Genomic DNA, 21,672 nt, shown 5'->3' on the forward strand with positions numbered 1-21,672 from the left:
TTTCATAAATTTTTCAATCTCCCGTGTTAAGGACTTTCGTAAAAATACAGACAACTATAGAATGAGCGCTTTCTTTATTTAGCCAAGGCTTTTTGCCCAGCCGTCGGAGTACTTCATCATGAGCAATGACAATCTACGCAAATATTCATCTCAGGTGGTCGATGGCGTGGAGTGCGCCCCAGCCCGTGCCATGCTGCGCGCGGTGGGTTTTACCGATGAAGACTTTAAAAAACCTCAAGTGGGCATTGCATCCACCTGGGCTAATGTCACGCCATGCAACATGCACATTGACGGCTTGGCCCGTGATGCCGAAAGCGGTGTGAATGCCGCCGGTGGCAAGGGCGTAATCTTTAATACCATCACCATTTCTGACGGCATTGCCAACGGTACCGAAGGCATGAAATATTCCATGGTATCGCGCGAGATTATTGCCGATTCCATTGAAGCCGTAGCCGGTTGTGAAGGCTTTGATGCACTGGTTGCCATTGGTGGCTGTGACAAGAACATGCCGGGTTGCATCATGGGCTTGGCGCGCTTAAACCGCCCGTCCATTTTTGTGTATGGCGGTTCCATTCAGCCGGGCAAGGGCCATACCGATGTCATTTCAGTATTTGAAGCGGTAGGCCAGCATGCCAAGGGCGAGCTAAACGAAATTCAGGTCAAGCAAATTGAAGAAGTGGCCATTCCGGGGCCGGGTTCCTGCGGTGGCATGTATACCGCCAACACCATGGCATCTGCCATTGAAGCACTGGGCATGAGCCTGCCGGGTTCCAGCGCGCAGGATGCCGTGTCACAGGAAAAACAGGATGATTGTACCCGTGCTGGTGAAGCGGTACTCAACCTGCTGCGTCTGGACATTAAACCCAGCGACATTATGACCAAGGCTGCGTTTGAAAACTCCATTAAAGTCGTGATTGCGCTGGGCGGTTCCACCAATGCGGTGCTGCACTTGATTGCCATGGCGCGTACCGTGGATGTGGACTTAAGCCTTGACGACTTTGTACGTATTGGCAAGGACACCCCGATGCTGGCTGATGTGCGTCCATCCGGTAAATACATGATGAGTGAGCTGGTGGCCATTGGCGGAATTCAGCCTTTAATGAAGCGCATGCTGGATGCCGGCATGCTGGATGGTTCCTGCCTGACGGTGACGGGTAAAACACTGGGCGAAAATCTGGCCAATGTGCAGGATTATCCGGCGGATCAGCAAATTATTATGCCGTTTGATGCACCAATCAAAAAAGATTCTCACTTGGTGATTTTAAAAGGCAATCTGGCCTCAGAAGGCTCGGTGGCCAAGATTACCGGTAAGGAAGGCTTGCGCTTTGAAGGCCCGGCCCGTGTGTTTGAAGGTGAAGAAGGGGCTATGGCGGGTATCTTGAATGGTGAAGTCCAAGCCGGTGAAGTGGTAGTAATTCGCGGCGAAGGCCCTAAAGGCGGCCCTGGCATGCGCGAAATGCTCAAGCCAACCTCAGCGATTATGGGCAAGGGTCTGGGCCAGTCGGTGGCACTGATTACCGATGGCCGTTTTAGCGGTGGTAGCCATGGTTTTGTGGTGGGCCACGTGACGCCAGAGGCCTTTGAAGGTGGCCTGATTGGTTTGGTCAACACCGGTGACCGCATTAGTATTGATGCAGAGACCCGTGAAATTACCCTGCATGTGGATGACGCCGAACTGGCGACCCGTCGTGCCAACTGGACCCGTCCGGCGCCTAAATATACCCGCGGCGTGCTGGCCAAATATGCGCGTCTGGTGTCCAGTGCATCTACCGGTGCATTAACGGATATCAATCTTGATTAAATACCTCGACTAAAAGATTGTAATTTGCTGACTGAAATTGGCAATCAAAAAATGCCCTGTCATGGTTTGTTATATGACAGGGCATTTTTTGATTTAAAAATCCGATTGATCAGGATTCACCTTAGCTAAAAAATGGTATCGAAGAACCCTAAAAATACTGACTATTTGGGCCGTACCAGCTCTACCTGTTGCGATGGCTGCAACTCAATGCCTTGGCGCAATTGCCGAATGGTAGCCTGTAAGGCCTGCGCTACCATTACGGCTTCATCCTGTACTGCCTGATCCTGATCCAGTGCTTCATGGCTTTCGGCATAGGATTCATAGTAGCCAATATAGCGATCCAGCCGCCCCTTAAAGCCAGCGGCAATAAAGCCCATCCAGTCCAGTTGGTCACACAGGTTGCGACGCTGTGCCTCAACGCCAGCCACATCGCCATGTACCATCACGGCATAGGCACGATTTGGCAAGTGCTTGGGATAATCCCAGCCGTCCAGCTCAATTTGTTTGGCTTTAATGGCTTTTTTGCCATGGGTACTGCTGGGGTCAGTATTGCCACCATCAATACACACCAAGCGATCCATCAGGTTTTTAAGGGCACCGGGTGACTGATACCAGTAGGTGGGCGTCACAATCAGCAGGCCATGCGCCGCCGCCAGTTTGATATAAATGTCATTCATCCAGTCGCCGGTCTGGTTGAGGGAGTGATTGGGATAGCAGCTACAGGGAAAATGGCATAACGGCATGGCTGTAGCCACGCAACCCTTGCAGGGGTGAATGTTCAGGCCATATTCAGAGGTCAGGCGGCTTAAATCAATGACATCACATACCGTTCCCTCACGTTCAAGCTCTTGTCTGGCAATATTGGCCAGTCGCCAGCTTTTGCTGACTTCACCGGGGCAGGTGTCATCATTGCGATGGCTGGCAATGATAATCAGCACCTGATTAGGTGTATTTTGATCCTGCTGGGTTTGCTTGGCGGTATCAATGGCGGCCTTGGTGTCCAGCCATTCCACCGCAATTTCATAGTCCGGGTCGGCATAGCCAGCACCGGCAGCACGGGTAACCGGGGCTTTGCGGCCATCCTGATAGTTTTGCCAGGCAATCTCTTCCAGTTGGGCAATCTGTGCACTGGCTTGGTCAAAGCGTGGGTCGGCAAAGGACTGGCGAAAACGCTGGCCAAATGTCGCACGATCCAGATGACCGCCGCCTTGTCCCGTGCGGGGAACCGGCGCGGCGCGGCGCGGTTTGGTGGTGGAATTGGCAGAAGCTTCGGGTGACGACATAATAAGCGTATCAATTGAACAGGTTATGCCTATCACAAACTGAAAACTGCTGAGTTACTAGCCATGCCCGGTAAGGAATTGTTGTGGTTAATCACTATATATCTTGCTGAACAGTGTCCCTGATGTGGCACAATAAATTTTTTAACCCGGTTTTTCACCTGCTAAACTTGCGTCATTGCCATTAGTATTCTAGATTGATAACCCTTAACAACTGCTGTGCAATCCTAAGGAAATATTCATGTCGCTGGCGCGAAGGTGGTTAGATCCAATCCGTTCCCGATGGTTTTTTAACCGGCCTTACCGGCAGCGTCACCTGTCTTCGCGCAATGGCATTACGGTTTACCTGCGTTTTGATGATGCCTATAGCTATTTGCTGGTGCAGTTGTTGCCACAGCTGGAAGAATTACTGATTCCGCGCTTAAAGCCATTAAAAATTGTCATTTGTACTCAGGCCAGCTCGCCGCCCAATGGTTTAACGGCACAGGCCTGGCAGCGTTATATGCTGGACGATGCCGCTGCACTGGCCGCGCAGCATCGCTTTGTATTTGATGTGAATAACCCTGCACCTACCAGTTTGCCCAGTGCGGCCCTGATTCAGCAAGCCACCGATATCTTGCAAACCTCACCCTTGCGCGGCACGGATTACCTGCATTTGTTGCAGGATATTTTTCACATGCTGTGGCAAAACCAGCAGGGCAAGCTGAACACCCTGCACTATATGGCAACGCGGCGTCCGGCCAGCGCGATATCTGCCAAAAGCTCTAGCCATGATACCCCGGCAATCCGTTTTATGGATGAAGCCATTCCCAGTGGTTTTTTGCTATTTGGCGGACGGCATTACCGCGCCATCGATGATTTTTTAAGGCTAACCCGTCGCTTAAAACAGCAAAAATTACTCAATAACGAACCAATTTTTTTAATCAATCACATTGAGTGGGGCGAGCATCTGGTCAATGACCCGGAAAGCCTGAATGAAGTGCAGGCGCTGCATGCCCAACTGGATATTTATCTGGCGCTGGAAGACCCGGTAAGCTGGCTGATTCTGGCGTATATCAAGCGTGAACTGGTGGATTATTACAATATCAGCTTAAACGTGCATCCCTTGCCGTATCAGGGCCGTGATGAGTTTGACTGGGGCTTGATTGCGCGTTTGTCGCGGCGTACCGAAGTTGGCATTGCGCCATTTTGCCGGCCTACGCAGGCGGCTACACTCAATCTGGCTCATATTTTATATCGGGTGGATGAAGAACAGCGCAGTGAAATCCTGCTGGATTTGCTCAAGTGCATCTGGTGCAAGGGGCTGGATGCCAGCTTTGCGCCGCATGTGCAACGCTTAACCAGTATGGCACTGGAGCCTGCATCACCCACGTTGCTACCTGTAGACTTGCCGGAAATCCAGGCCTGGCTTGATAGCAATCAGCTTGCCTGTAATGCCTACCAGCAGCCTGACCTGCCAGTCATGGTGTTACAAATTGGCGAACAACGGCAGGTGTTTAACAGCCTGTATCGGGTCTGGCGCATTGAAAGCCTGCTGGCTGAGGCGCTGGAAGAAAGCTAGCCTAATTTTCTAAAAACCAGCTTTAACATATCAAGAATTTCTTTTCATTTGTTCAATTTACCCTGACCCATTGCTTTAACGGGCATTAGTCAGGGCTTGTCGTTTATGATTTTTTTGGCGAAACCCACATGGTAATCAAGGCACGAAACACCACCTCACCTTGCGTGTCCTGAACCACAACATTGACTTTATATTCACCGGCTGTAGACCAGTCTATGGCGGATGCAGGCGTTGCGATTGCAATCAGGTCTGTTTTGGCTTTTTTGAGGTATTCAACCGTCATTCCATTGGGAATCCAGCGGTGGGTCGCAGGCACTGTCACTTCAGTCATCGTGCCGCCCGCCAGTTCTGCCATATTGCACATGGCAATGGCATGTACCGTGCCCAGATGATTCAGTACTGCCCGGCGTTTAGGCATGCTGATTCTGCAATATTCTGGCCGTAATTCCTCAAACTGGGGACTGATACTGCCAAAATACGGTGCCTTTAAACACAGTAGACGGGAAAAAGTCCATTTGCCACCCGGCTTGGAGGCCAGATTGCGCCATATCGTTAACGTGCTGTTTGCTTTACTCATGATGTTCTCCTTTAAAAATACCCATTAGTGATGGCGGATATTCATGGTAATACGTGCAGTAAATACTTCTTGGCCTGTGGTATCGGTAATGGTGACAGGAACGTCTACATCGCCTGCGCTGTTCAAGTCAATCTGGCTACCATCGGCCACGGCAATGACATCTGATTTGGCTTTGGCCAGATAATTTACCTGCATGGCTTTGGGAATCCAGCGCGCACCATCAGGAATGGAAACATTGGTCATCATGCCCGCAGCCAGTTCGGCAGCATTGCATAATGCAATGGCATGCACCGTGCCTAAATGATTGGTAATTTCGCGACAAAACGGCACCTGAACGGATGCAAAACCTGCACGCAGGTCAGTTAGCAACGGATTAATGGTGCTGAAGTAGGGCGCCATTTGACAGGTCATTTTGCTAAATGCTTCAGGGCCGGTACTGTTAAACATGCCTAACACTTGATTCATGAGGGTTCCTTAAAACTGCAATATTCATCTTTTGGCAAATACAGAATTATATTCTTTATTAGAACATTATTCTGTATTTGGCAAGCTGTCAAGAGATTTGCATTTGGCGTAGACTTCATATTTGCCGTATCATTATTTTTTTGATGTGTGATAAGAATGGAAACATTGGAACTTCTGGAGCGCCACTATCCGGGACGGAGAGCTGAGCTAAAACGCATCATTTTGGAACAAGCCCTATGTTGCTTTAATGAACAAGGCATTGAAGCGACAACCATTGAAATGATCCGTGCTGCCTGCGACACCAGCATCGGTGCGATTTACCATCATTTTGGCAATAAGGAAGGGTTGGTTGCTGCCTTGTTTTTTACAGCACTAGAGGATCAGGCAAAGTTGCGTGCGCAATATCTTGAAGATGCACACACCATGCAGCAGGCGGTGCATGCGCTGGTTTATAGTTATGTGGACTGGGTGGATCAGTATCCTGAATGGGCTAAGTTTCAGTTTGCTGCGCGTTTTTCCGTGGCGCGAGGCCCGCATCAGCAAACGCTGGTGGAGCGGAATAAAACAAGGAACAAGCAACTGTTCCTGCAATTTGCTCAGTTGTCGCAAACGCAGGAACAGAATGAGCAGAATGATTTGCCGGCCGAGTTGTTGCCTTCACTGATTATTGGCCCTGCTGAGAACTATTCCCGCGCATGGCTATCGGATCGGGTCATCAAAAGTCCAAAGGTGTATCGGCAGCAACTGGCTGAAACGGCGTGGCGCGCAATATGCAAATAGCCTAAGTTTAAAACCGTTGAAAATCAAAGGTGCAGGTTCCAGTATTTTTAAAATAATTGATCAATAGCCATTGGCATTACGAGTTTCAACAGCATGCTGACAATCTTTTAAAGAGCGGTAGGCATAAACTGACAACTGGGTTGTTTCCAGCTTAAGGGCATCCAGATTGGCACCGAAGGCATTTTCTGACACGGCGCATTTAAACGGCTTGAGCTTAAAGTTACTGACAGGCTGGCAGCTTTCTTCAATTTCAGTATCGGTAAAGCCGCTGAGGGTTTGTAGCTTCAAGTTTGCACAGCTGGTATCAACCTGATGGCTGGGTGAGTTGTTTACTGCTGTGGCATGTGCTGTTATATCAGGGGTTGTGGCACCATCAGGTTGCTGCGCTGATTGAGCAATTTTGGGAGGGTTTGTTGCATCATCCGGTGATTCATTAGATGTTTCTGAACAGGCTGCCAAGGTTAAACTTACCAGCAAGCCTGCTAAAGCCATTAATCCTGGCATGACCTGAAACCTGATCTGCACCTTAATCTTCCAGCCGGGCAATCATGCCTTCAACATTGGCACGCCAGTTGGGATATTCCATACTATTTTCCTGCCACAGTTCATTGAGTTCTGACTGGTCAGACAGGACAACTTTAAGCCCTGCCAGCACCGCAGGCTTAAACTGATCCACGCTATCCCTGCTTTGCTGATCCAGCCATTGTGCAAAGGTTTCGTCATTCTGCTCATAAACTGTGCCATTGAGCAGGTAATCCAGGATCACCCCCGCAATAATGATTTGATGCGCCCGGTCATACTCCAGGTATTCTTCATCGTCCGCAGTCATAAGAACTTGTTGCAGAAAATCCTGTACCGTGCTGTCCATGGCTTCTTCCATGGCATCCAGTGCAGTGTCATCCTCAAAAATTCCAGTGCCCCATGCACCCATACGATTCTCCTGTGTTTAAAGTAGATCCTAATCAAGCAATGATAGCGCAGGTTTAGCAGTTGTTTAATGGGCCAAACCTGCTTTTCCGTGTTAACCCGTATTGCGCAAGCCAGCGGCAATGCCCGCAATGGTTACCATCAGGGCATGGTCAAAGGTGTTGTCGTCATGCTCACGGCGGCGCTGCATCAGTTCGGCCTGCAACAGGTGCAGCGGCAAAATATACGGCGTGCGTACATTGATCGAGCGCTTTAGCACGGATTCATGCTGCAACAGGGCAGGCTGGTCAATCACTTCCAGCAGGGTTTGAGTGGCACTATCCAGCCTGCGCCGTAATTCCTTGCCCAGCTCAATCAACTGTGGATCTTGGGTCAGGCGTGATTCATAGTAGGCTGCAATGGCCGGGTCGGCTTTTACCAGAACCATTTCCAGCATGTCCAGCAGGGTCTGGAAATATGGCCAGTGCTGGTTCATGTCTTCAATGGTACAGCGCTGGCCTTCTGCCAATGCGGTGCGCAAGGCACGTCCGGTTCCCAGCCAGGCTGGTAGCATCAGGCGCACTTGTGTCCAGGCAAATACCCACGGAATGGCGCGCAATGATTCTATGCCACCACTGACTTTACGGCGTGCCGGACGTGAACCCAGCGGCAGCATTTGCAGTTCCAGCTCGGGGGTTACGGTACGCAGATATTGAATAAACAAGGGGTTTTCACGCACGGTTTGCCGATAGGTAGCCACCGAAACCTTGGTCATGCTGTCCATCAGCGCACGCCATTCCGGCTTGGCGGCGGGCGGCGGCAATAGCGTGGCTTCCAGCGTGGCACTGGCATACAGTTCCAGATTGCGCAGGGCAATCCCTTGCATGCCAAACTTAAAGCGGATCATTTCACCCTGTTCGGTTACCCGGATTTTGCCTTTGACTGAACCCGGCGGCTGTGACAGCAGGGCCTGATAGGTCGGTGCGCCACCGCGGCTAATGGAACCACCGCGCCCATGAAACAGCGTAAGCTGAACGCCATGCTGCTCGGCCACTTGCATCAGTTGTTCCTGCGCGCGGTACTGGGCCCAGTTGGCGGCCAGAAATCCGGCATCCTTGGCCGAGTCGGAATAGCCAATCATGATTTCCTGTTTAGCTTGTTGTTTAGCTTCCTGCCGCGCCTGACCGTCACTGCTGGTAATGGCCTGCTTGTACCAGTCAATCTCCAGCAGTTGCTGTAAGCTGCTGGCTGCATTGTTCAGGTCTTTTAAGGTTTCAAACAGGGGCACCACCCGCATGGGCCGCGCAATTTCAGCTTCCTTTTGCAGCAACATCACTGCCAGCACATCGCTAGGGTATTCCGCCATGGAAATCACATAAGCCCCCAGCGACTGATGCGGCTGGCGCGCCAGCATGTCAAAGGTGGCCATGACTTCCTGCACATTGTCCGACCAGCCGCTATGCGATTGATCCACATGCAAATCATGCGGCAACAGGGGGCGCGGGTTATTGAGTTCCTGCAATAAAAACTGCTGGCGCTGTGCTTCATCCCATTCCAGGTAGGAGCCCAGTTTTAAATATTCAGTAATGGCATTTAGCGCCTCGCGGTGCCGTCCCGATTCCTGCCGCACGTCCAGCTTAAGCAGTTCAATGCCAAAGCAGGATACGCGCCGGATCAAATCCAGCAACTCGCCATTGGCCACATCCTGCATGTTGCAATCCACCAGCGAGTCATAGCACAGCAGCAAGGGTTGCAGCAGCTCATCGGTATCATGGTAAACCGCACTGTTATCAGCCGGTGCGCTATTGCTCATGGCACTGGAAAAACCACTGTTTACACCCTGATCTACACGCTGGCCTGCACCACGAATCTGGGCATGCAGCCAGTTACGGGTGTGTTCTAGCCGGTTGCGCACCGTGCGCAAAATATCGCGGTAGGGTTCGCGGGACTGTTCGCCAACCACCTCGCGCAAGGCGGCATTGCAATCTTCCATGGATAAGTCCCAGCGCAGGGCATCCACGTCGCGCCAGTACAAATCAGCGGCCTGCCAGCGTGACAGCAACAGCACTTCCTGCGTCACCTGATGGGTGACATTGGGGTTGCCATCGCGGTCACCGCCCATCCATGAGGCAAATCGTACCGGCGCATGGGTGAGGGGCAAATGCTGTCCGGTGTGCTGAAAAATCACAGCATCCAGTTCACGCATAAACTGCGGAATGGTAAACCACAGGGTTTGTTCAATGGCAGTAAAGCCCCACTTGGCTTCATCCACTGGTGTGGGCTTGTGGCTACGGATTTCATCGGTATGCCAGGCGGCAATAATCTGGCGCTTGAGCCGCTCCAGCACCGCCTGTTTTTCCTGCATGGTTAAACGCTGTTGATCCAGAATTTGCAGGCATTCGGTAATATCATCATATTTCTGGATTAAGGTACGGCGGCTGATTTCGGTGGGATGCGCGGTCAATACCAGCTCAACATTCAAGTCCAGCGCCGCTTGCCATAATTGGTCGGGCGTACAATTGGCTGCCAGCAGGCGTGGAATCAGCTCTTGCAGCGAACCGGCTTGTGCGGGCGCATCTTCACGGCTTTGCCAGTCACGGCGGCGGCGCACCCGGTGATATTGCTCGGCAATATTGGCAAAGTTTAAAAACTGGGTAAATGCCCGTGCCACCGGCAACAGTTCCTGTTCACTTAAGTTGGATAGCACCTGATCCAGTTGTATTTTGGCCTGTTCATTACCATCACGGGTTTGCTTGGCCAGATGGCGGATTTGCTCGACTTTTTCAAACAGGGCCTGTCCCACCTGCTGCTTGAGGGTGTCGCCCAGCAAATTGCCCAGCAGGCGCACATCATCCCGTAGCGCCGCGTGCGGATCGGTTTGGTCACCGTGGTGTTGAGTGGCGCTGTGTTGACTGGCATGGGAATCGGCAAGGTCGTTGGCATTAAACATAGGCACTCCGCAGTTAGGATTTTCAAACCATTTTTCATGAGTCTGGTTTGAATATATGCCAGTTTCAGACCAGCTTAAATTTTTAATTGCAAATTATTTTTACCAGCCTCACACCCCCATACAGCACAAGCGATGCATTTAGCCTGTTTAAAGCAAATAAACCAAATTTAAATTTTAGAGTAATTACTCTAGATTTTAAGCATCAAATGAATTATCTTCAATTAGAGCAATTACTCTAATTATTGGTAAAACAAAATGCACAACAACAATGAAACCACCACCATGCCGCATGGCGCACCGCTGGGCAGCTACTTATGGACCCAGCGTAGTCATGGTCGTTTAAGCATGAAAGAAAAACAGGCGCTAATCCGACGCGCCTTGTTGCCCAGCATGACGCAGTTTTTCAGAACCATGCTGCATCTGGATCAGCCCAAAATTGACCTGACCTTAAAGGGCATTGCGTTACCGGATAGCCGTTTTGTCAGGGAAGCCATCCGTGAGTTGGAAGCTTGTGCCACGCCGGCACTCATTGGCCATTCATGGCGTACCTATTATTGGGGGGCGGCGCTGGGCCAGATCAAACAGTTTGCATTTGATCCTGAAAGCCTGCTGATAGGCTGCCTGTTCCATGACCTTGGTTTTACGGATGCGCATGGCCAATCACCTGCCGGACAGCGTTGTGGCTGTTTTACCCTGGCCAGTGCCGAGGCTGCAAAAACATGGAGCCGGAAAGTAAACTATCCAGCAGACAAGGCTGACGCGGTGGCAGACATGATTTGCCTGCACATGAATGCGCATCTGGATGAACAGGAAAGTGTGGAAAGCCGCTTACTGCAACAGGGTGCTGCCTGTGATGTGATTGGTGCGCGGTTTTATCAGCTCAACAGTGAGTACCGTCAAGGCGTGCTACGCAAATATCCGCGCCAGGGTTTTGATCAGCAATTTAGCCAACTAATTGCACAGGAAGCAGCGCGTAATCCGCATTCACGCACGGCTTTGCTCAAACAACTGGGCTTGCCACTGATGATCCGGCTAAATCCGTTTAAAGATTAAGCCTAACCTCCAAAGCAGCTTATGGCTGGCAGGCATACGCCCGTACAAAAAAGGCAATGTTGTCCTGTGCCAGTTGCTGTTGCTGGGCAGGATTGGGTGCCGCCTCTATATCAAACAACACGCGCATATGACGATGACCACAAAACAGGCTTAAAAAATGCTCGGCGGCCTGCTGGCTATTCAGGATCGTTAGCTTGTGCTGGGCATGCGCCCGTTCCAGCAGTCGGGTCATGTGGCTAAGCACCCGCGTTGGCCCGGCGGCAAAAAACTTGTGAACCAGCTTGGGATTATGCTGGGTCATGCTGCACATCAGGCGGTGCAGTTCCAGCCCTTCCTTGCTGTAAATAATCGACTGAAAACGCAGGGCAATGCGGCCAAGCGCCGTTTCAATGGTCATGTCGCTTTTTAAGTCAAAATCCAGCGCAGGCAACTGGTTTTCACAGTGGTTTTCCACCGCAGCAATAAACAGGGTTTCCTTGTCGTTAAAGTGGTTATACACCGTGAGCTTGGACACCCCGGCGGCCAAGGCGATGACATCCATACTGCTGCCTTCGTAGCCCAGTTTTAAAAACAGGCATTTGGCGGCATCCAGAATGGCTTGCCGTTTGGCCAGATCCTTTGGCCGGCCCGGTGTGGCCGTGTGACGTAAATTGCTCATGCGTAACCGCTTGCATCCTGACGTGGCATATATGCAGTAATTGTACCCGATTTAACCGATCAAATTACTGTACTGATTGGTTTACTTTATTTTATAAACTCATTAGTATAAAAATTAGCAAAATTTAACAAATGAATAGTAAATCATGGGTCACAACACGAAATCTGGCGTAATGAACCACCTTGGGGAACGGCTCATGCGCCGTTTGGGAACGCAACTGCGGGCCAGTCTGCTAACGGCAGGCGTGGGCATTGGGCTGGGTGCCGGGCTTGCCGCCTGCCAGAAAGCCGATCCACCTCCAGCACCATTGCGGGCCGTGATGGTGGCCCAGCCCATAAGCAGCAATAGCGGGCAAAGTAATTATTCCGGTGAGGTTCGGGCACGGCAGGAAGCCGATTTGTCTTTCCGGGTGGCGGGCAAGGTTACCCAGCGGCTGGTGGAAGTGGGTGACCGGGTTCGCAGCGGGCAGGCTTTGGCCGTGCTTGATCCGACCGATGCCAACCTGCAACTGGGTGCCGCACGCGCGCAACTGGACAGCGCATTGTCGGTGGAACGCACAGCCAAAGGCGAGCTGGAGCGCTATCGCCAGTTGTTGCCTGCCAATGCCATTAGCCGCTCGCAGTTTGACCAGATTGAAAACCAGTACAAAACCGCGCGCAGCAATGTACAGCAGGCGCAGGCCAACTTTAATGTGGTCAGCAATCAGGCCAGTTATTCCACCTTGCGTGCCAATAAAAGCGGGGTAGTAGTGAGCCGAAATATTGAAACCGGACAGGTGGTGAGTGCTGGTCAGCCCGTGTATCGTCTGGCACTGGAAGGCGAGCGCGAAGTGCTAATTGGCGTACCTGAACAGATGATTGAGCAGTTTAAGCCACGCCAGCCGGTACGGGTGTCGTTGTGGTCGAATCCGCAACAATTGCTCCCGGCCTATGTGCGTGAAATTTCTCCGGCAGCCGATGCCTCGCGTACCTTTGCAGTACGGGTGGCGTTTGCCAACGCAGGCGCACCCGTCAAAATTGGCCAGAGCGCACGCGTTTTTGTGACTACCAGCAGCAGTAGCCCGGCCTTGGCTGTACCACTGGCTGCTGTAACTGCCGAGAAGCAACAAAGCTATGTACTGGTGGTCAATCCAGCCAATTCCACCCTGGTCAAAAAACCGGTACGCATTGGCGCCTATGGCCGCGATAGTGTGCCCGTACTGGCCGGTTTAAGCCCACAGGACTGGGTGGTGATTGGCGGCGTGCATTTATTGCAGCCGGGGCAAAAAGTGCGTGCGGTGAATCGCAACAACCAGCCTGCTTTTCAACAGAATGCCCAGGCAGTTGTTCAGCCAGCACTGGCCAAAAAGGACTAGATCATGCGTTTTAATCTGTCTGAATGGGCGCTCAGCAACCGCCAGCTGGTGCTGTTTTTTATGATTTTGCTGGCCATTATTGGCTTTGTGTCCTATAGCAAGCTGGGGCAGAGTGAAGACCCGCCATTTACCTTTAAGGTGATGGTGATTCAAACCTACTGGCCAGGTGCCACAGCCGAGCAGGTGTCATTGCAGGTCACTGACCGTATTGAAAAAAAGCTAATGGAAACCGGCGAATACGACAAGATTATTGCCTATTCACGGCCCGGCGAATCCATGATTACCTTTATGGCGCGTGATTCCATGCGCTCCAAGGATATTCCCGACCTGTGGTACAACGTGCGCAAAAAGGTGGGTGACATCAAGCAAACCCTGCCGGTTGGTGTGCAGGGGCCATTCTTTAATGATGAGTTTGGCGATACCTTTGGCAATATTTATGTGCTGACCGGTAAGGATTTTGACTATGCCGTGCTCAAGGAATATGCCGACCGCGTGCAACTACAGTTACAACGGGTCAAGGACGTTGGCAAGGTTGACCTGGTCGGTTTGCAGGATGAAAAAATCTGGATTGAGCTGTCCAACACCAAGGCCGTAAGTCTGGGCTTGCCCTTAAGTGCGGTACAGCAGGCACTGGAAGCCCAGAATGCCATTGCACCTGCCGGATATTTTGAAACGCCCACCGACCGCATTCAACTGCGGGTGAGTGGCCAGTTCAAGTCACTCGATGACCTGAAAAACATGCCGATTTATGTGGCAGGCCGTACCATTCGGCTCACCGATGTGGCCGATGTTTACCGGGGTTTTAGCGAACCGGCCCAGCCGCGCATGCGCTTTATGGGCGACAATGGCATTGGTATTGCGGTGGCCATGAAAAAGGGCGGCGATATTCTGGCACTGGGCCAAAATCTGGAAGGTGAATTTGCCCGCTTGCAGGATACCCTGCCGGCTGGCATGACCTTAAGCAAGGTATCTGACCAGCCTGCTGCCGTGAAGGAAAGCGTGGGCGAGTTTATCCGGGTGCTGGCCGAAGCGGTGATTATTGTTTTAATCGTCAGCTTTTTTTCCTTGGGGTTTCGTACCGGACTGGTGGTGGCATTTTCCATTCCGCTGGTGCTGGCCATGACCTTTGCCACAATGAATTATTTTGATGTGGGCCTGCACAAAATTTCCCTTGGCGCGCTGGTATTGGCGCTGGGCCTGCTGGTGGATGATGCCATTATTGCCGTAGAAATGATGGCAATTAAAATGGAGCAGGGCTTTAGCCGACTCAAAGCGGCTGGTTTTATGTGGCAAAGTACCGCGTTTCCTATGCTCACCGGCACGCTGATTACCGCGGCTGGCTTTTTACCGATTGCCACGGCACAGTCCAGCACGGGCGAATATACCCGCTCTATTTTTGAAGTCGTGACCATTGCGTTGCTGGTGTCATGGGTCGCCGCAGTTATATTTGTGCCGTACCTGGGCGATAAGTTGTTGCCGGATTACAGCCAGATTAATCATCAGCCGCCGTGGTATCAGCGGTTGTGGGCCAGGCTGCGTAAGGCTAAAAAACCACCCCTAATGCCTGATCCAATGCAGGCACAGATAACTGAAGACGAAGCATTAAGCAAGCCTGACTTATCGCATCCGGTACGGTTAAATTCTGAATCAGCGCACGCTGTATCAACGCATGACCCGTATGCCAGCCGTTTTTACCAGAATTTTCGCCGCCTGGTGCAGTGGTGCGTGCGCTACCGTAAAACCGTGATTGGCATTACCGTGGCGGCGTTTATTGGCTCGATCATGCTATTTGGTCTGGTGCAGCAGCAGTTTTTCCCGCCTTCTAACCGGCTGGAAATTATGGTGGACTTAAAACTGGCCGAAGGTGCCTCCCTAAAAGCCACGGAAAGCCAAGTTGCACGTCTTGAAAAATTGCTCAAAAATCATCCAGGTATTGAAAACTATGTGGCTTATGTCGGCACGGGTTCGCCACGCTTTTATTTGCCGCTGGACCAGCAATTGCCACAGGCCAGCTTTGCCCAGTTTGTGGTGCTGGCCAAAAGTATCGAAGACCGTAATGCGCTGCGTCAGTGGCTCATCAACACCTTAAATACCCAGTTCCCCGATGTGCGCAATCGGGTGTCATTGCTGGAAAATGGCCCACCTGTGGGTTATCCGGTGCAATTCCGGGTGTCCGGCGAAGACATGCAGCAGGTACGCCAGATTGCGCGTCAGGTTGCGGCCAAAATTTCTGAAAATACCAATGTCACCAATGTGCATCTGGACTGGCAGGAACCCAGCAAAATCATTTATCTGGACATTGATCAGGACCGGGCGCGGGCACTGGGTGTGGACAGCAGCACGCTGGCACAGTTTTTACAAAGCTCCATTAGCGGCATGGACATTAGCCAGTACCGTGAAAAACGCGAACTGATTCAAATCCGTATTCGTGGTGCGGAAAGTGAGCGTGCACAGGTAGAAAATCTTGCCAGCCTTGCCGTGCCCAGCAGCAATGGCGGCAGCGTACCACTGGCACAAATTGCCAATCTGCGCTATGGCTTTGAAGAAGGCATTATCTGGCATCGCAACCGCTTGCCTACAGTCACTGTACGGGCTGATATTCGCACCAGTGAACAGCCGGTGACGCTGGTCAACCAGATTTCACCGACACTGGATGGCATTCGCCAGCAATTGCCCAGTGGCTATTTATTGCAGGTGGGCGGTACAGTTGAGGATTCCGCGCGTGGCCAGAGTTCGGTCAATGCCGGCATGCCGCTGTTTCTGGTGGTGGTGATGACTTTGCTGATGCTGCAATTGCGCAGTTTTTCGCGCACGCTGATTGTCATGCTTACTGCACCCCTAGGTTTAATTGGCGTGGTACTGTTTTTGCTGCTGTTGAATAAGCCCTTTGGCTTTGTGGCCATGCTGGGCACCATTGCCTTGTCCGGCATGATCATGCGCAACTCGCTGATTTTAATTGACCAGATTGAGCAGGATATCCTTGGTGGTTTGAGTCCGTGGCACGCCATTACCGAAGCAACCGTGCGTCGTTTTCGACCGATTGTACTCACAGCACTGGCTGCGGTGCTGGCCATGATTCCCTTGTCGCGCAGTATTTTCTTCGGTCCCATGGCAGTGGCGATTATGGGTGGCCTGATTGTGGCCACAGCATTAACCCTGTTGTTCCTGCCTGCGCTCTATGCCGCGTGGTTTAAGGTAAAACCCCCACAAACCTCATAATTTTGGTTATATTGCTACACCTTGAGATATGGATTGTTAGATTAGCTTAAGGTGTAGCAACAGGACAGTGATGAATTTGGCATTTACAGCATAGACTGATGCGCCAGTCATCCATCCAGAATAATCATAATGTGGGCAATTGGGGAAATCAGAGGGACAGCATGGCAGCACGGACAGCACTTTCACAACAGCAGTGGGTAGGGATTAATTATGGCCTAATGCTGCTATCGCTGTTGTTAGGGATTGGCGTGCTGATTGCGCTATGGAGCAGTTATCATTTTTTAAACCAGAATCAGGATGTCTGGATACGCTCGCATCATTTATGGATCATGCGAAGTTGTGTGGGCCTACTGGGTTTATTGCTCATCAATAGCCTGCTTTTTATTCCCTTGTTTTGGCTGCCTATTACCCAAGGTGTTGGCTATTATTGCCTGCTGGCAGGAGCAGGGTTTGCTGCTTTAATCTGGCTGTGGTTTTTGTACCGCAGTGTACGTGGTTTGATGCTCTGGCTAAAAAATAAGCCCATCTATTAGGTCACTCTTAATCTGCTAAGACTTGATAGAAAGTCAAGCGTTGATACGTCTGTTCAAAGTCCAGTCTGGGCTGTATAAATATTAATTGGGATAAGCAAGCTGAGCGCTTGCCCGGAATGTTCCTGCGCATCCGCACTGCAATTTTAGAGAGCTTAATCAGCCATGTTTGAATTTGATTTCAACTTAACGTTAATGGGGTATCATCTTTTTCAACTGGGCATTGCATTTGTGCTCTCATTGCCTATCGCCCTTAACCGCGAAATGAAAAATAGTGGCGCAGGGCTTAGAACGTTTCCACTGGTCACCATTGCATCGTGTGCATTTATGCTGGTTGGCCGGGATATCTACCAAGGGTCAGATGCTGAGGCCAGAGTAATGTACGGCATTATTACTGGCATGGGTTTTATTGGTGGCGGTGCAATTTTTAAAAGTGAAGACGGGGTGAAAGGGACTGCAACAGCGGCAAGTTTATGGAACACAGGCGCTATTGGCATTTCGGTGGCTTACGGCCGTTATGAAATTGCAGTGATCTTGTCAGTGGTGAGTTTTCTGATTTTACACTTCTCGGAACGGTTTAAGGCAAAAGACAAGCCATAACAAATTTTGCCATAGCTTGCCCATAAACTATTAAACCACTGCAAGTTAGTTTAGCTTGCAGGCGACACCCGCCATACCACATCACCCACGTCATCAGCCACCAGAATTGCGCCTGTCTTGTCCACTGCGACTCCCACCGGACGGCCCATGGCATCGCCTTTTTCGTTGACAAAGCCACTTAACACATCCTGCGATTTGCCCGCCGGTTGACCATTCTGGAATGGCACAAACACCACCTTGTAGCCACTGCGCGGCTTGCGGTTCCATGAGCCATGCTGGCCAATCAATACACCATTTTTATATTGTGGCATCAGGCTGGCGTTATAAAAAGTTAGCCCTAATGACGCGGTATGGTTGCCCAGCGCATAATCCGGCTTTAAGGCGCGCGCCACCAGATCCGGATTTTGCGGCTTTACCCGTACATCCACATGCTGTCCGTAGTAGCTATACGGCCAGCCATAAAACGCGCCATCTTTTACCGAGGTCATGTAGTCGGGCACCAGATCACTGCCAATTTCATCACGCTCATTGACAGCAGTCCATAACGCGCCACTTTGCGGCTGCCAATCCATGCCGTTGGGGTTGCGCAATCCAGTGGCAAACGGCCGTACCTTGCCACTGGTAATATCAAATTCCAGAATGCGCGCGCGATCCTGCTCCTTGTCCAGCCCTTTTTCGGCGGCGTTACTGTTGGAACCCACGCTAATGTACAGCTTGCTGCCATCAGTGCTGGCAATCACATTTTTGGTCCAGTGGTGGTTAATTGGCCCGGCAGGCAAATCCAGCACTTTGGTTCCACTGGCGTTAATGCTGGTCGCGCCGGGGGTATAGTTAAAGCGCATTAGGCTATCGGTATTGGCGATATACAGTGAGTTGCCGACCAGTGTCATGCCAAACGGCGAGTTCAGGTTTTTCAAAAATACCGTGTGCTGGTCGGCCACACCATCACTATTGGTGTCACGCAGCAGGCTGATCTGGTTGGCGCTGGGGTGTGATGAGCCAGCCCGTTTCATCACCAGTTTCATGATTTTGCCCTTAATCCCGGCACTGTCTTTGGGCTTGGGTGGGGCATCGGTTTCAGCCACCAGCACATCGCCATTGGGCAGTACATACAGCCAGCGCGGATGGATCAGGCCACTTGCAAATTTCTGTACTTTCAGGCCACTGGCTGCCACCGGCATGGCATTGGCCGGCCAGCCTTTGGCGGGTGCAATATGCACCGTGGGCAGCAGGCTTTTTTGTGGCGCGGGCAACACCGGATTTGAGCCATAGCTGGCATCAAGCGGTAGGTTGGCCTTGTGGCCACAGCCAGACAGACAGATGAGTCCGGCACTGACCAACAGGGAAGATTTGATGGGAAATGGCATGTTGGGGTTCTCCAGTCAGCACGGTTTTAAGTGACCTTGCAGAGGCTTTAGCCTGATCCGGTTGACCCGGCTGTAATTGTTCCTGCCATGCCTTGTCCAGCCGGTCTTTGGCGGACACATCCATGGCCTGCGTGGTTTATTCTGGCTTTACTGTAGGGCAACCGCTAAAAATCACTGTCTTTGTCCTGTTCAATCTGGTTGCTGATTGGTTACAGCAAGCGGTTCATTTCGCACTGGTTTTTAGAAAATACAGGCCAGTTTTTTTAAAAGAAAATGCACAGGTGAAATTTTTATGAAAAATAGCGCTTGCAAAAACAGCACATTGCCCCAAGATTAGCCGCAATTGTTTAATTGATTTTGGTTAGGAGTTATGCCAGCCATGGCAAAGAGAGACTACTACGAGGTTTTAGGGTTATCCAAAGGGGCAAGCGAAGACGAGATTAAAAAGGCCTATCGCAAGCTGGCCATGAAATATCATCCAGACCGTAATCCTGATAACAACGAAGCTGAGGAAAAATTCAAGGAAGCCTCGGAAGCCTATGAGGTGTTGTCAGACAGTGACAAGCGTTCTGCTTATGACCGCATGGGCCACAGTGCCTTTGAAGGCATGGGCGGCATGGGTGGTGGCGGCTTTAATGCGCAGGATATCTTTAGCCAGTTTGGTGATATTTTTGGCGACATGTTCGGTGGCCGTGCCGGTGGTGGCCAGCGCCAGCGCCGTGGGGCTGACCTGCGTTATGTGCTGGAACTCACTCTGGAAGAAGCGGTTAAAGGGGTGAAAAAAACCATCAGCTTTACGGCACCTGCTGCCTGTGAAGCCTGTAATGGCAAAGGTTCCAAAAATCCGGAAGATGTCACCACCTGTCAGACCTGTCATGGGGCAGGTCAGGTGCGCATGCAGCAGGGCTTTTTTTCGGTACAGCAAACCTGCCATACCTGTCATGGTCGTGGTAAGATTGTCAAAAACCCGTGTAATGTCTGCCATGGCGCAGGTGTGGCCGAACGCAAGCGCACACTGGAAGTCAGCATTCCGGCTGGCGTAGACAACGGTGATCGCGTTCGCCTGACCGGTGAAGGTGAAGCCGGTGGTGCTGGTGCACAGGCGGGTGATTTGTACGTTGAAGTGGTGGTGCGCGAGCATGCCGTATTCCAGCGTGATGGCGCCGACCTGTACATGGATGTGCCCATTAGCTTTACCGATGCGGCATTAGGCAAGGAAGTGCAAATTCCCACCCTTGATGGCCGTGTCAGCCTGAAAATTCCGGAAGGCACCCAGACTGGCAAGCTGTTCCGCCTGCGTGGCAAGGGTGTCAAGCCGGTACGCACCAGTATGGTGGGTGACCTGCTGTGCCGTGTGGTGGTGGAAACACCCGTGAACCTGACCAGCCGCCAAAAAGAACTGTTACAGGAACTGCAAGCCACGCTGGATGGGGATGACAAGCAATCGCCCAAGAAAAAATCATTTTTTGAGCGGTTGTTTGACTAAGCAATGATTTGACCAGAACGGCGTTAGAAGAAGCCTGCTGATGATTCAGTAGGCTTTTTTTATGGCCTTTTCATAGCGCAAAACCACAAAAAACTGAATTTGCAGGCAAATCTGTAGCTTGCTTCAAAATTGCTCTATAGTAGTGTGTTCAGATTATTGGGAGCTTTTATCATGAAGGCCTTCCATTGTTTTACCCTTTTATTATTTAATTCTTTGTGTATTTAATCCTTTTTATATGTAATCAAGGGCTTTAGGAGCAAGCATGGCAAATTCACCACGCATTGGCATTTTGGGTGCCGGGGGCCGTATGGGCCGTATGCTGATTCAGGCAGTGCATCAGGCAGGCTACCCGCTGGGTGCGGCAGTAGAGCGCCCCGGCAGTACGCTGATTGGCACCGATGCGGGTGAACTGGCAGGTGTGGGCAAGCTGGAGGTACAGGTGGCTGCCAGCTTGCAGGACGTGATTGACCAGTGCGATGTGGTGATTGATTTTTCCACGCCACAAGCCACTGAAACCCACTTGCAGATTTGCCGTGATGCCAGGGTTGCTATAGTCATTGGCACCACCGGGCTATCTGAGGTACAACAGCAACTGGTGAGTGAGACGGCACAGTACATTCCGGTGGTGTACTCCGGCAACTACTCGGTGGGCGTGAATGTGTCGCTGAAAATGCTGGAACTGGCCGCCAAAGCCTTTGGTGAAACTGTAGATATTGAAATTATCGAAGCCCATCACCGCCATAAAGTGGATGCACCATCCGGCACTGCTTACATGATGGGCGAAACCGTGGCAAACGCGCTGGGCCGTAACCTGAAAGACGTTGCGGTTTATGGGCGTGAAGGTCATACTGGGCCGCGCGAGCGCCAGACCATTGGCTTTGAAACCATCCGTGGTGGCGATATTGTGGGTGAACACACCGTGATGTTTATTGGTGAAGGCGAGCGAGTTGAGGTCAAACATCTGGCCACCAACCGCATGAACTTTGCCAGCGGTGCAGTGCGTGCCGCAGCCTGGGTAATCCAGCAGCCGGTGGCCCGTTATGACATGCAGGATGTATTGTCATTAAAAAATTAATGGCCAGAAC

General features: G+C 51.4%; 19 protein-coding genes. 10 read left to right on the top strand and 9 right to left on the bottom strand.

The window, feature by feature from the left end:
• Nucleotides 1-118: 118 nt before the first annotated feature.
• Entirely contained in the window at nucleotides 119-1,801 is a 1,683-nt protein-coding gene (ilvD, locus tag BKE30_RS06440; RefSeq protein ID WP_076877775.1) for a dihydroxy-acid dehydratase, read from the top strand.
• 161 nt (nucleotides 1,802-1,962) lie between these two features.
• On the opposite strand, the gene BKE30_RS06445 is transcribed toward ilvD, so the two are convergent.
• Nucleotides 1,963-3,084 carry a flavodoxin family protein gene (locus BKE30_RS06445; RefSeq protein ID WP_076877776.1) on the bottom strand — a complete coding sequence of 374 codons (1,122 nt, stop codon included), beginning with the start codon at nucleotides 3,082-3,084 and terminating at the stop codon, nucleotides 1,963-1,965.
• A 238-nt stretch (nucleotides 3,085-3,322) separates the two neighbouring features.
• On the opposite strand from BKE30_RS06445, the gene BKE30_RS06450 reads away from it, so the two are divergent.
• Entirely contained in the window at nucleotides 3,323-4,642 is a 1,320-nt protein-coding gene (locus tag BKE30_RS06450) for a hypothetical protein (protein WP_076877777.1), read from the top strand.
• A gap of 103 nt (nucleotides 4,643-4,745) precedes the next feature.
• Here the strand turns inward: BKE30_RS06450 and BKE30_RS06455 are convergent, their stop codons facing one another.
• Together BKE30_RS06455 and BKE30_RS06460 are read right to left on the bottom strand one after the other, a co-directional pair.
• On the bottom strand, nucleotides 4,746-5,219 hold the full coding sequence (locus BKE30_RS06455; protein WP_076877778.1) for a hotdog fold domain-containing protein: 474 nt from the start codon (nucleotides 5,217-5,219) through the stop codon (nucleotides 4,746-4,748).
• A gap of 24 nt (nucleotides 5,220-5,243) precedes the next feature.
• Entirely contained in the window at nucleotides 5,244-5,684 is a 441-nt protein-coding gene (locus BKE30_RS06460) for a hotdog fold domain-containing protein (RefSeq protein ID WP_076877779.1), read from the bottom strand.
• A 156-nt stretch (nucleotides 5,685-5,840) separates the two neighbouring features.
• Between BKE30_RS06460 and BKE30_RS06465 the strand changes: the two genes are divergently transcribed.
• A complete protein-coding gene (locus BKE30_RS06465; protein WP_076877780.1) occupies nucleotides 5,841-6,464 on the top strand; it encodes a TetR/AcrR family transcriptional regulator in 624 nt (207 codons plus the stop codon).
• A gap of 60 nt (nucleotides 6,465-6,524) precedes the next feature.
• On the opposite strand, the gene BKE30_RS06470 is transcribed toward BKE30_RS06465, so the two are convergent.
• From BKE30_RS06470 to ppc, 3 genes are all read right to left on the bottom strand, one after another.
• Nucleotides 6,525-6,968 (bottom strand): hypothetical protein, encoded by a 444-nt coding sequence (locus BKE30_RS06470; protein WP_076877781.1) that lies wholly within the window; start codon nucleotides 6,966-6,968, stop codon nucleotides 6,525-6,527.
• A 22-nt stretch (nucleotides 6,969-6,990) separates the two neighbouring features.
• Entirely contained in the window at nucleotides 6,991-7,395 is a 405-nt protein-coding gene (locus BKE30_RS06475; RefSeq protein WP_076877782.1) for a DUF4259 domain-containing protein, read from the bottom strand.
• A gap of 90 nt (nucleotides 7,396-7,485) precedes the next feature.
• Nucleotides 7,486-10,320, bottom strand: coding sequence for a phosphoenolpyruvate carboxylase (gene ppc / locus BKE30_RS06480; protein WP_083698464.1), 2,835 nt, complete (start codon nucleotides 10,318-10,320; stop codon nucleotides 7,486-7,488).
• Nucleotides 10,321-10,575: 255 nt separating this feature from the next.
• Between ppc and BKE30_RS06485 the strand changes: the two genes are divergently transcribed.
• The gene (locus BKE30_RS06485; RefSeq protein ID WP_083698465.1) at nucleotides 10,576-11,373 is read left to right on the top strand and encodes an HD domain-containing protein; all 798 of its coding nucleotides are present in this window, start codon (nucleotides 10,576-10,578) and stop codon (nucleotides 11,371-11,373) included.
• Between the two features lie 19 nt (nucleotides 11,374-11,392).
• Here BKE30_RS06485 and BKE30_RS06490 read toward each other — a convergent pair whose 3' ends face one another.
• Nucleotides 11,393-12,031 carry a TetR/AcrR family transcriptional regulator gene (locus tag BKE30_RS06490; protein ID WP_076877783.1) on the bottom strand — a complete coding sequence of 213 codons (639 nt, stop codon included), beginning with the start codon at nucleotides 12,029-12,031 and terminating at the stop codon, nucleotides 11,393-11,395.
• A gap of 196 nt (nucleotides 12,032-12,227) precedes the next feature.
• Here BKE30_RS06490 and BKE30_RS06495 point away from each other — a divergent pair, with 196 nt between their 5' ends.
• From BKE30_RS06495 to BKE30_RS06510, 4 genes are all read left to right on the top strand, one after another.
• The gene (locus tag BKE30_RS06495) at nucleotides 12,228-13,385 is read left to right on the top strand and encodes an efflux RND transporter periplasmic adaptor subunit (RefSeq protein ID WP_076877784.1); all 1,158 of its coding nucleotides are present in this window, start codon (nucleotides 12,228-12,230) and stop codon (nucleotides 13,383-13,385) included.
• Nucleotides 13,386-13,388: 3 nt separating this feature from the next.
• The gene (locus tag BKE30_RS06500; RefSeq protein ID WP_076877785.1) at nucleotides 13,389-16,604 is read left to right on the top strand and encodes an efflux RND transporter permease subunit; all 3,216 of its coding nucleotides are present in this window, start codon (nucleotides 13,389-13,391) and stop codon (nucleotides 16,602-16,604) included.
• Between the two features lie 161 nt (nucleotides 16,605-16,765).
• On the top strand, nucleotides 16,766-17,137 hold the full coding sequence (locus tag BKE30_RS06505) for a hypothetical protein (RefSeq protein ID WP_143253666.1): 372 nt from the start codon (nucleotides 16,766-16,768) through the stop codon (nucleotides 17,135-17,137).
• A gap of 192 nt (nucleotides 17,138-17,329) precedes the next feature.
• Entirely contained in the window at nucleotides 17,330-17,734 is a 405-nt protein-coding gene (locus BKE30_RS06510) for an MgtC/SapB family protein (RefSeq protein ID WP_264754291.1), read from the top strand.
• A gap of 50 nt (nucleotides 17,735-17,784) precedes the next feature.
• Here the strand turns inward: BKE30_RS06510 and BKE30_RS06515 are convergent, their stop codons facing one another.
• Together BKE30_RS06515 and BKE30_RS15990 are read right to left on the bottom strand one after the other, a co-directional pair.
• A complete protein-coding gene (locus tag BKE30_RS06515; protein ID WP_076877788.1) occupies nucleotides 17,785-19,101 on the bottom strand; it encodes a PQQ-dependent sugar dehydrogenase in 1,317 nt (438 codons plus the stop codon).
• Nucleotides 19,013-19,219, bottom strand: a complete 207-nt coding sequence (locus BKE30_RS15990) for a hypothetical protein (protein WP_158073167.1) — start codon at nucleotides 19,217-19,219, stop codon at nucleotides 19,013-19,015. Before BKE30_RS15990 ends, BKE30_RS06515 begins: the two co-directional genes overlap by 89 nt.
• Nucleotides 19,220-19,480: 261 nt before the next feature.
• Between BKE30_RS15990 and dnaJ the strand changes: the two genes are divergently transcribed.
• Both dnaJ and dapB read left to right on the top strand, forming a co-directional pair.
• The gene (gene dnaJ / locus BKE30_RS06520; protein WP_076877821.1) at nucleotides 19,481-20,587 is read left to right on the top strand and encodes a molecular chaperone DnaJ; all 1,107 of its coding nucleotides are present in this window, start codon (nucleotides 19,481-19,483) and stop codon (nucleotides 20,585-20,587) included.
• A 262-nt stretch (nucleotides 20,588-20,849) separates the two neighbouring features.
• Nucleotides 20,850-21,662: a 4-hydroxy-tetrahydrodipicolinate reductase gene (gene dapB, locus BKE30_RS06525; protein WP_076877789.1), complete on the top strand. Its 813-nt coding sequence runs from the start codon at nucleotides 20,850-20,852 to the stop codon at nucleotides 21,660-21,662.
• Nucleotides 21,663-21,672: the final 10 nt, after the last annotated feature.

It is taken from the genome of Alkanindiges hydrocarboniclasticus (assembly GCF_001982605.1).
GTDB lineage: Bacteria > Pseudomonadota > Gammaproteobacteria > Pseudomonadales > Moraxellaceae > Alkanindiges > Alkanindiges hydrocarboniclasticus.

Bases quoted from the DNA above. Each gene is read 5' to 3' on its own strand.
- BKE30_RS06445 (WP_076877776.1), bottom strand. From the start codon at position 3,084: ATGTCGTCACCCGAAGCTTCTGCCAATTCCACCACCAAACCGCGCCGC.
- BKE30_RS06500 (WP_076877785.1), top strand. From the start codon at position 13,389: ATGCGTTTTAATCTGTCTGAATGGGCGCTCAGCAACCGCCAGCTGGTG.
- BKE30_RS06460 (WP_076877779.1), bottom strand. From the start codon at position 5,684: ATGAATCAAGTGTTAGGCATGTTTAACAGTACCGGCCCTGAAGCATTT.
- ilvD (WP_076877775.1), top strand. From the start codon at position 119: ATGAGCAATGACAATCTACGCAAATATTCATCTCAGGTGGTCGATGGC.
- dnaJ (WP_076877821.1), top strand. From the start codon at position 19,481: ATGGCAAAGAGAGACTACTACGAGGTTTTAGGGTTATCCAAAGGGGCA.
- BKE30_RS06495 (WP_076877784.1), top strand. From the start codon at position 12,228: ATGCGCCGTTTGGGAACGCAACTGCGGGCCAGTCTGCTAACGGCAGGC.
- BKE30_RS06505 (WP_143253666.1), top strand. From the start codon at position 16,766: ATGGCAGCACGGACAGCACTTTCACAACAGCAGTGGGTAGGGATTAAT.
- BKE30_RS06455 (WP_076877778.1), bottom strand. From the start codon at position 5,219: ATGAGTAAAGCAAACAGCACGTTAACGATATGGCGCAATCTGGCCTCC.
- BKE30_RS06450 (WP_076877777.1), top strand. From the start codon at position 3,323: ATGTCGCTGGCGCGAAGGTGGTTAGATCCAATCCGTTCCCGATGGTTT.
- BKE30_RS06475 (WP_076877782.1), bottom strand. From the start codon at position 7,395: ATGGGTGCATGGGGCACTGGAATTTTTGAGGATGACACTGCACTGGAT.
- BKE30_RS06510 (WP_264754291.1), top strand. From the start codon at position 17,330: ATGGGGTATCATCTTTTTCAACTGGGCATTGCATTTGTGCTCTCATTG.
- BKE30_RS06465 (WP_076877780.1), top strand. From the start codon at position 5,841: ATGGAAACATTGGAACTTCTGGAGCGCCACTATCCGGGACGGAGAGCT.
- BKE30_RS06515 (WP_076877788.1), bottom strand. From the start codon at position 19,101: ATGCCATTTCCCATCAAATCTTCCCTGTTGGTCAGTGCCGGACTCATC.
- ppc (WP_083698464.1), bottom strand. From the start codon at position 10,320: ATGTTTAATGCCAACGACCTTGCCGATTCCCATGCCAGTCAACACAGC.
- BKE30_RS06485 (WP_083698465.1), top strand. From the start codon at position 10,576: ATGCACAACAACAATGAAACCACCACCATGCCGCATGGCGCACCGCTG.
- dapB (WP_076877789.1), top strand. From the start codon at position 20,850: ATGGCAAATTCACCACGCATTGGCATTTTGGGTGCCGGGGGCCGTATG.
- BKE30_RS06490 (WP_076877783.1), bottom strand. From the start codon at position 12,031: ATGAGCAATTTACGTCACACGGCCACACCGGGCCGGCCAAAGGATCTG.
- BKE30_RS06470 (WP_076877781.1), bottom strand. From the start codon at position 6,968: ATGCCAGGATTAATGGCTTTAGCAGGCTTGCTGGTAAGTTTAACCTTG.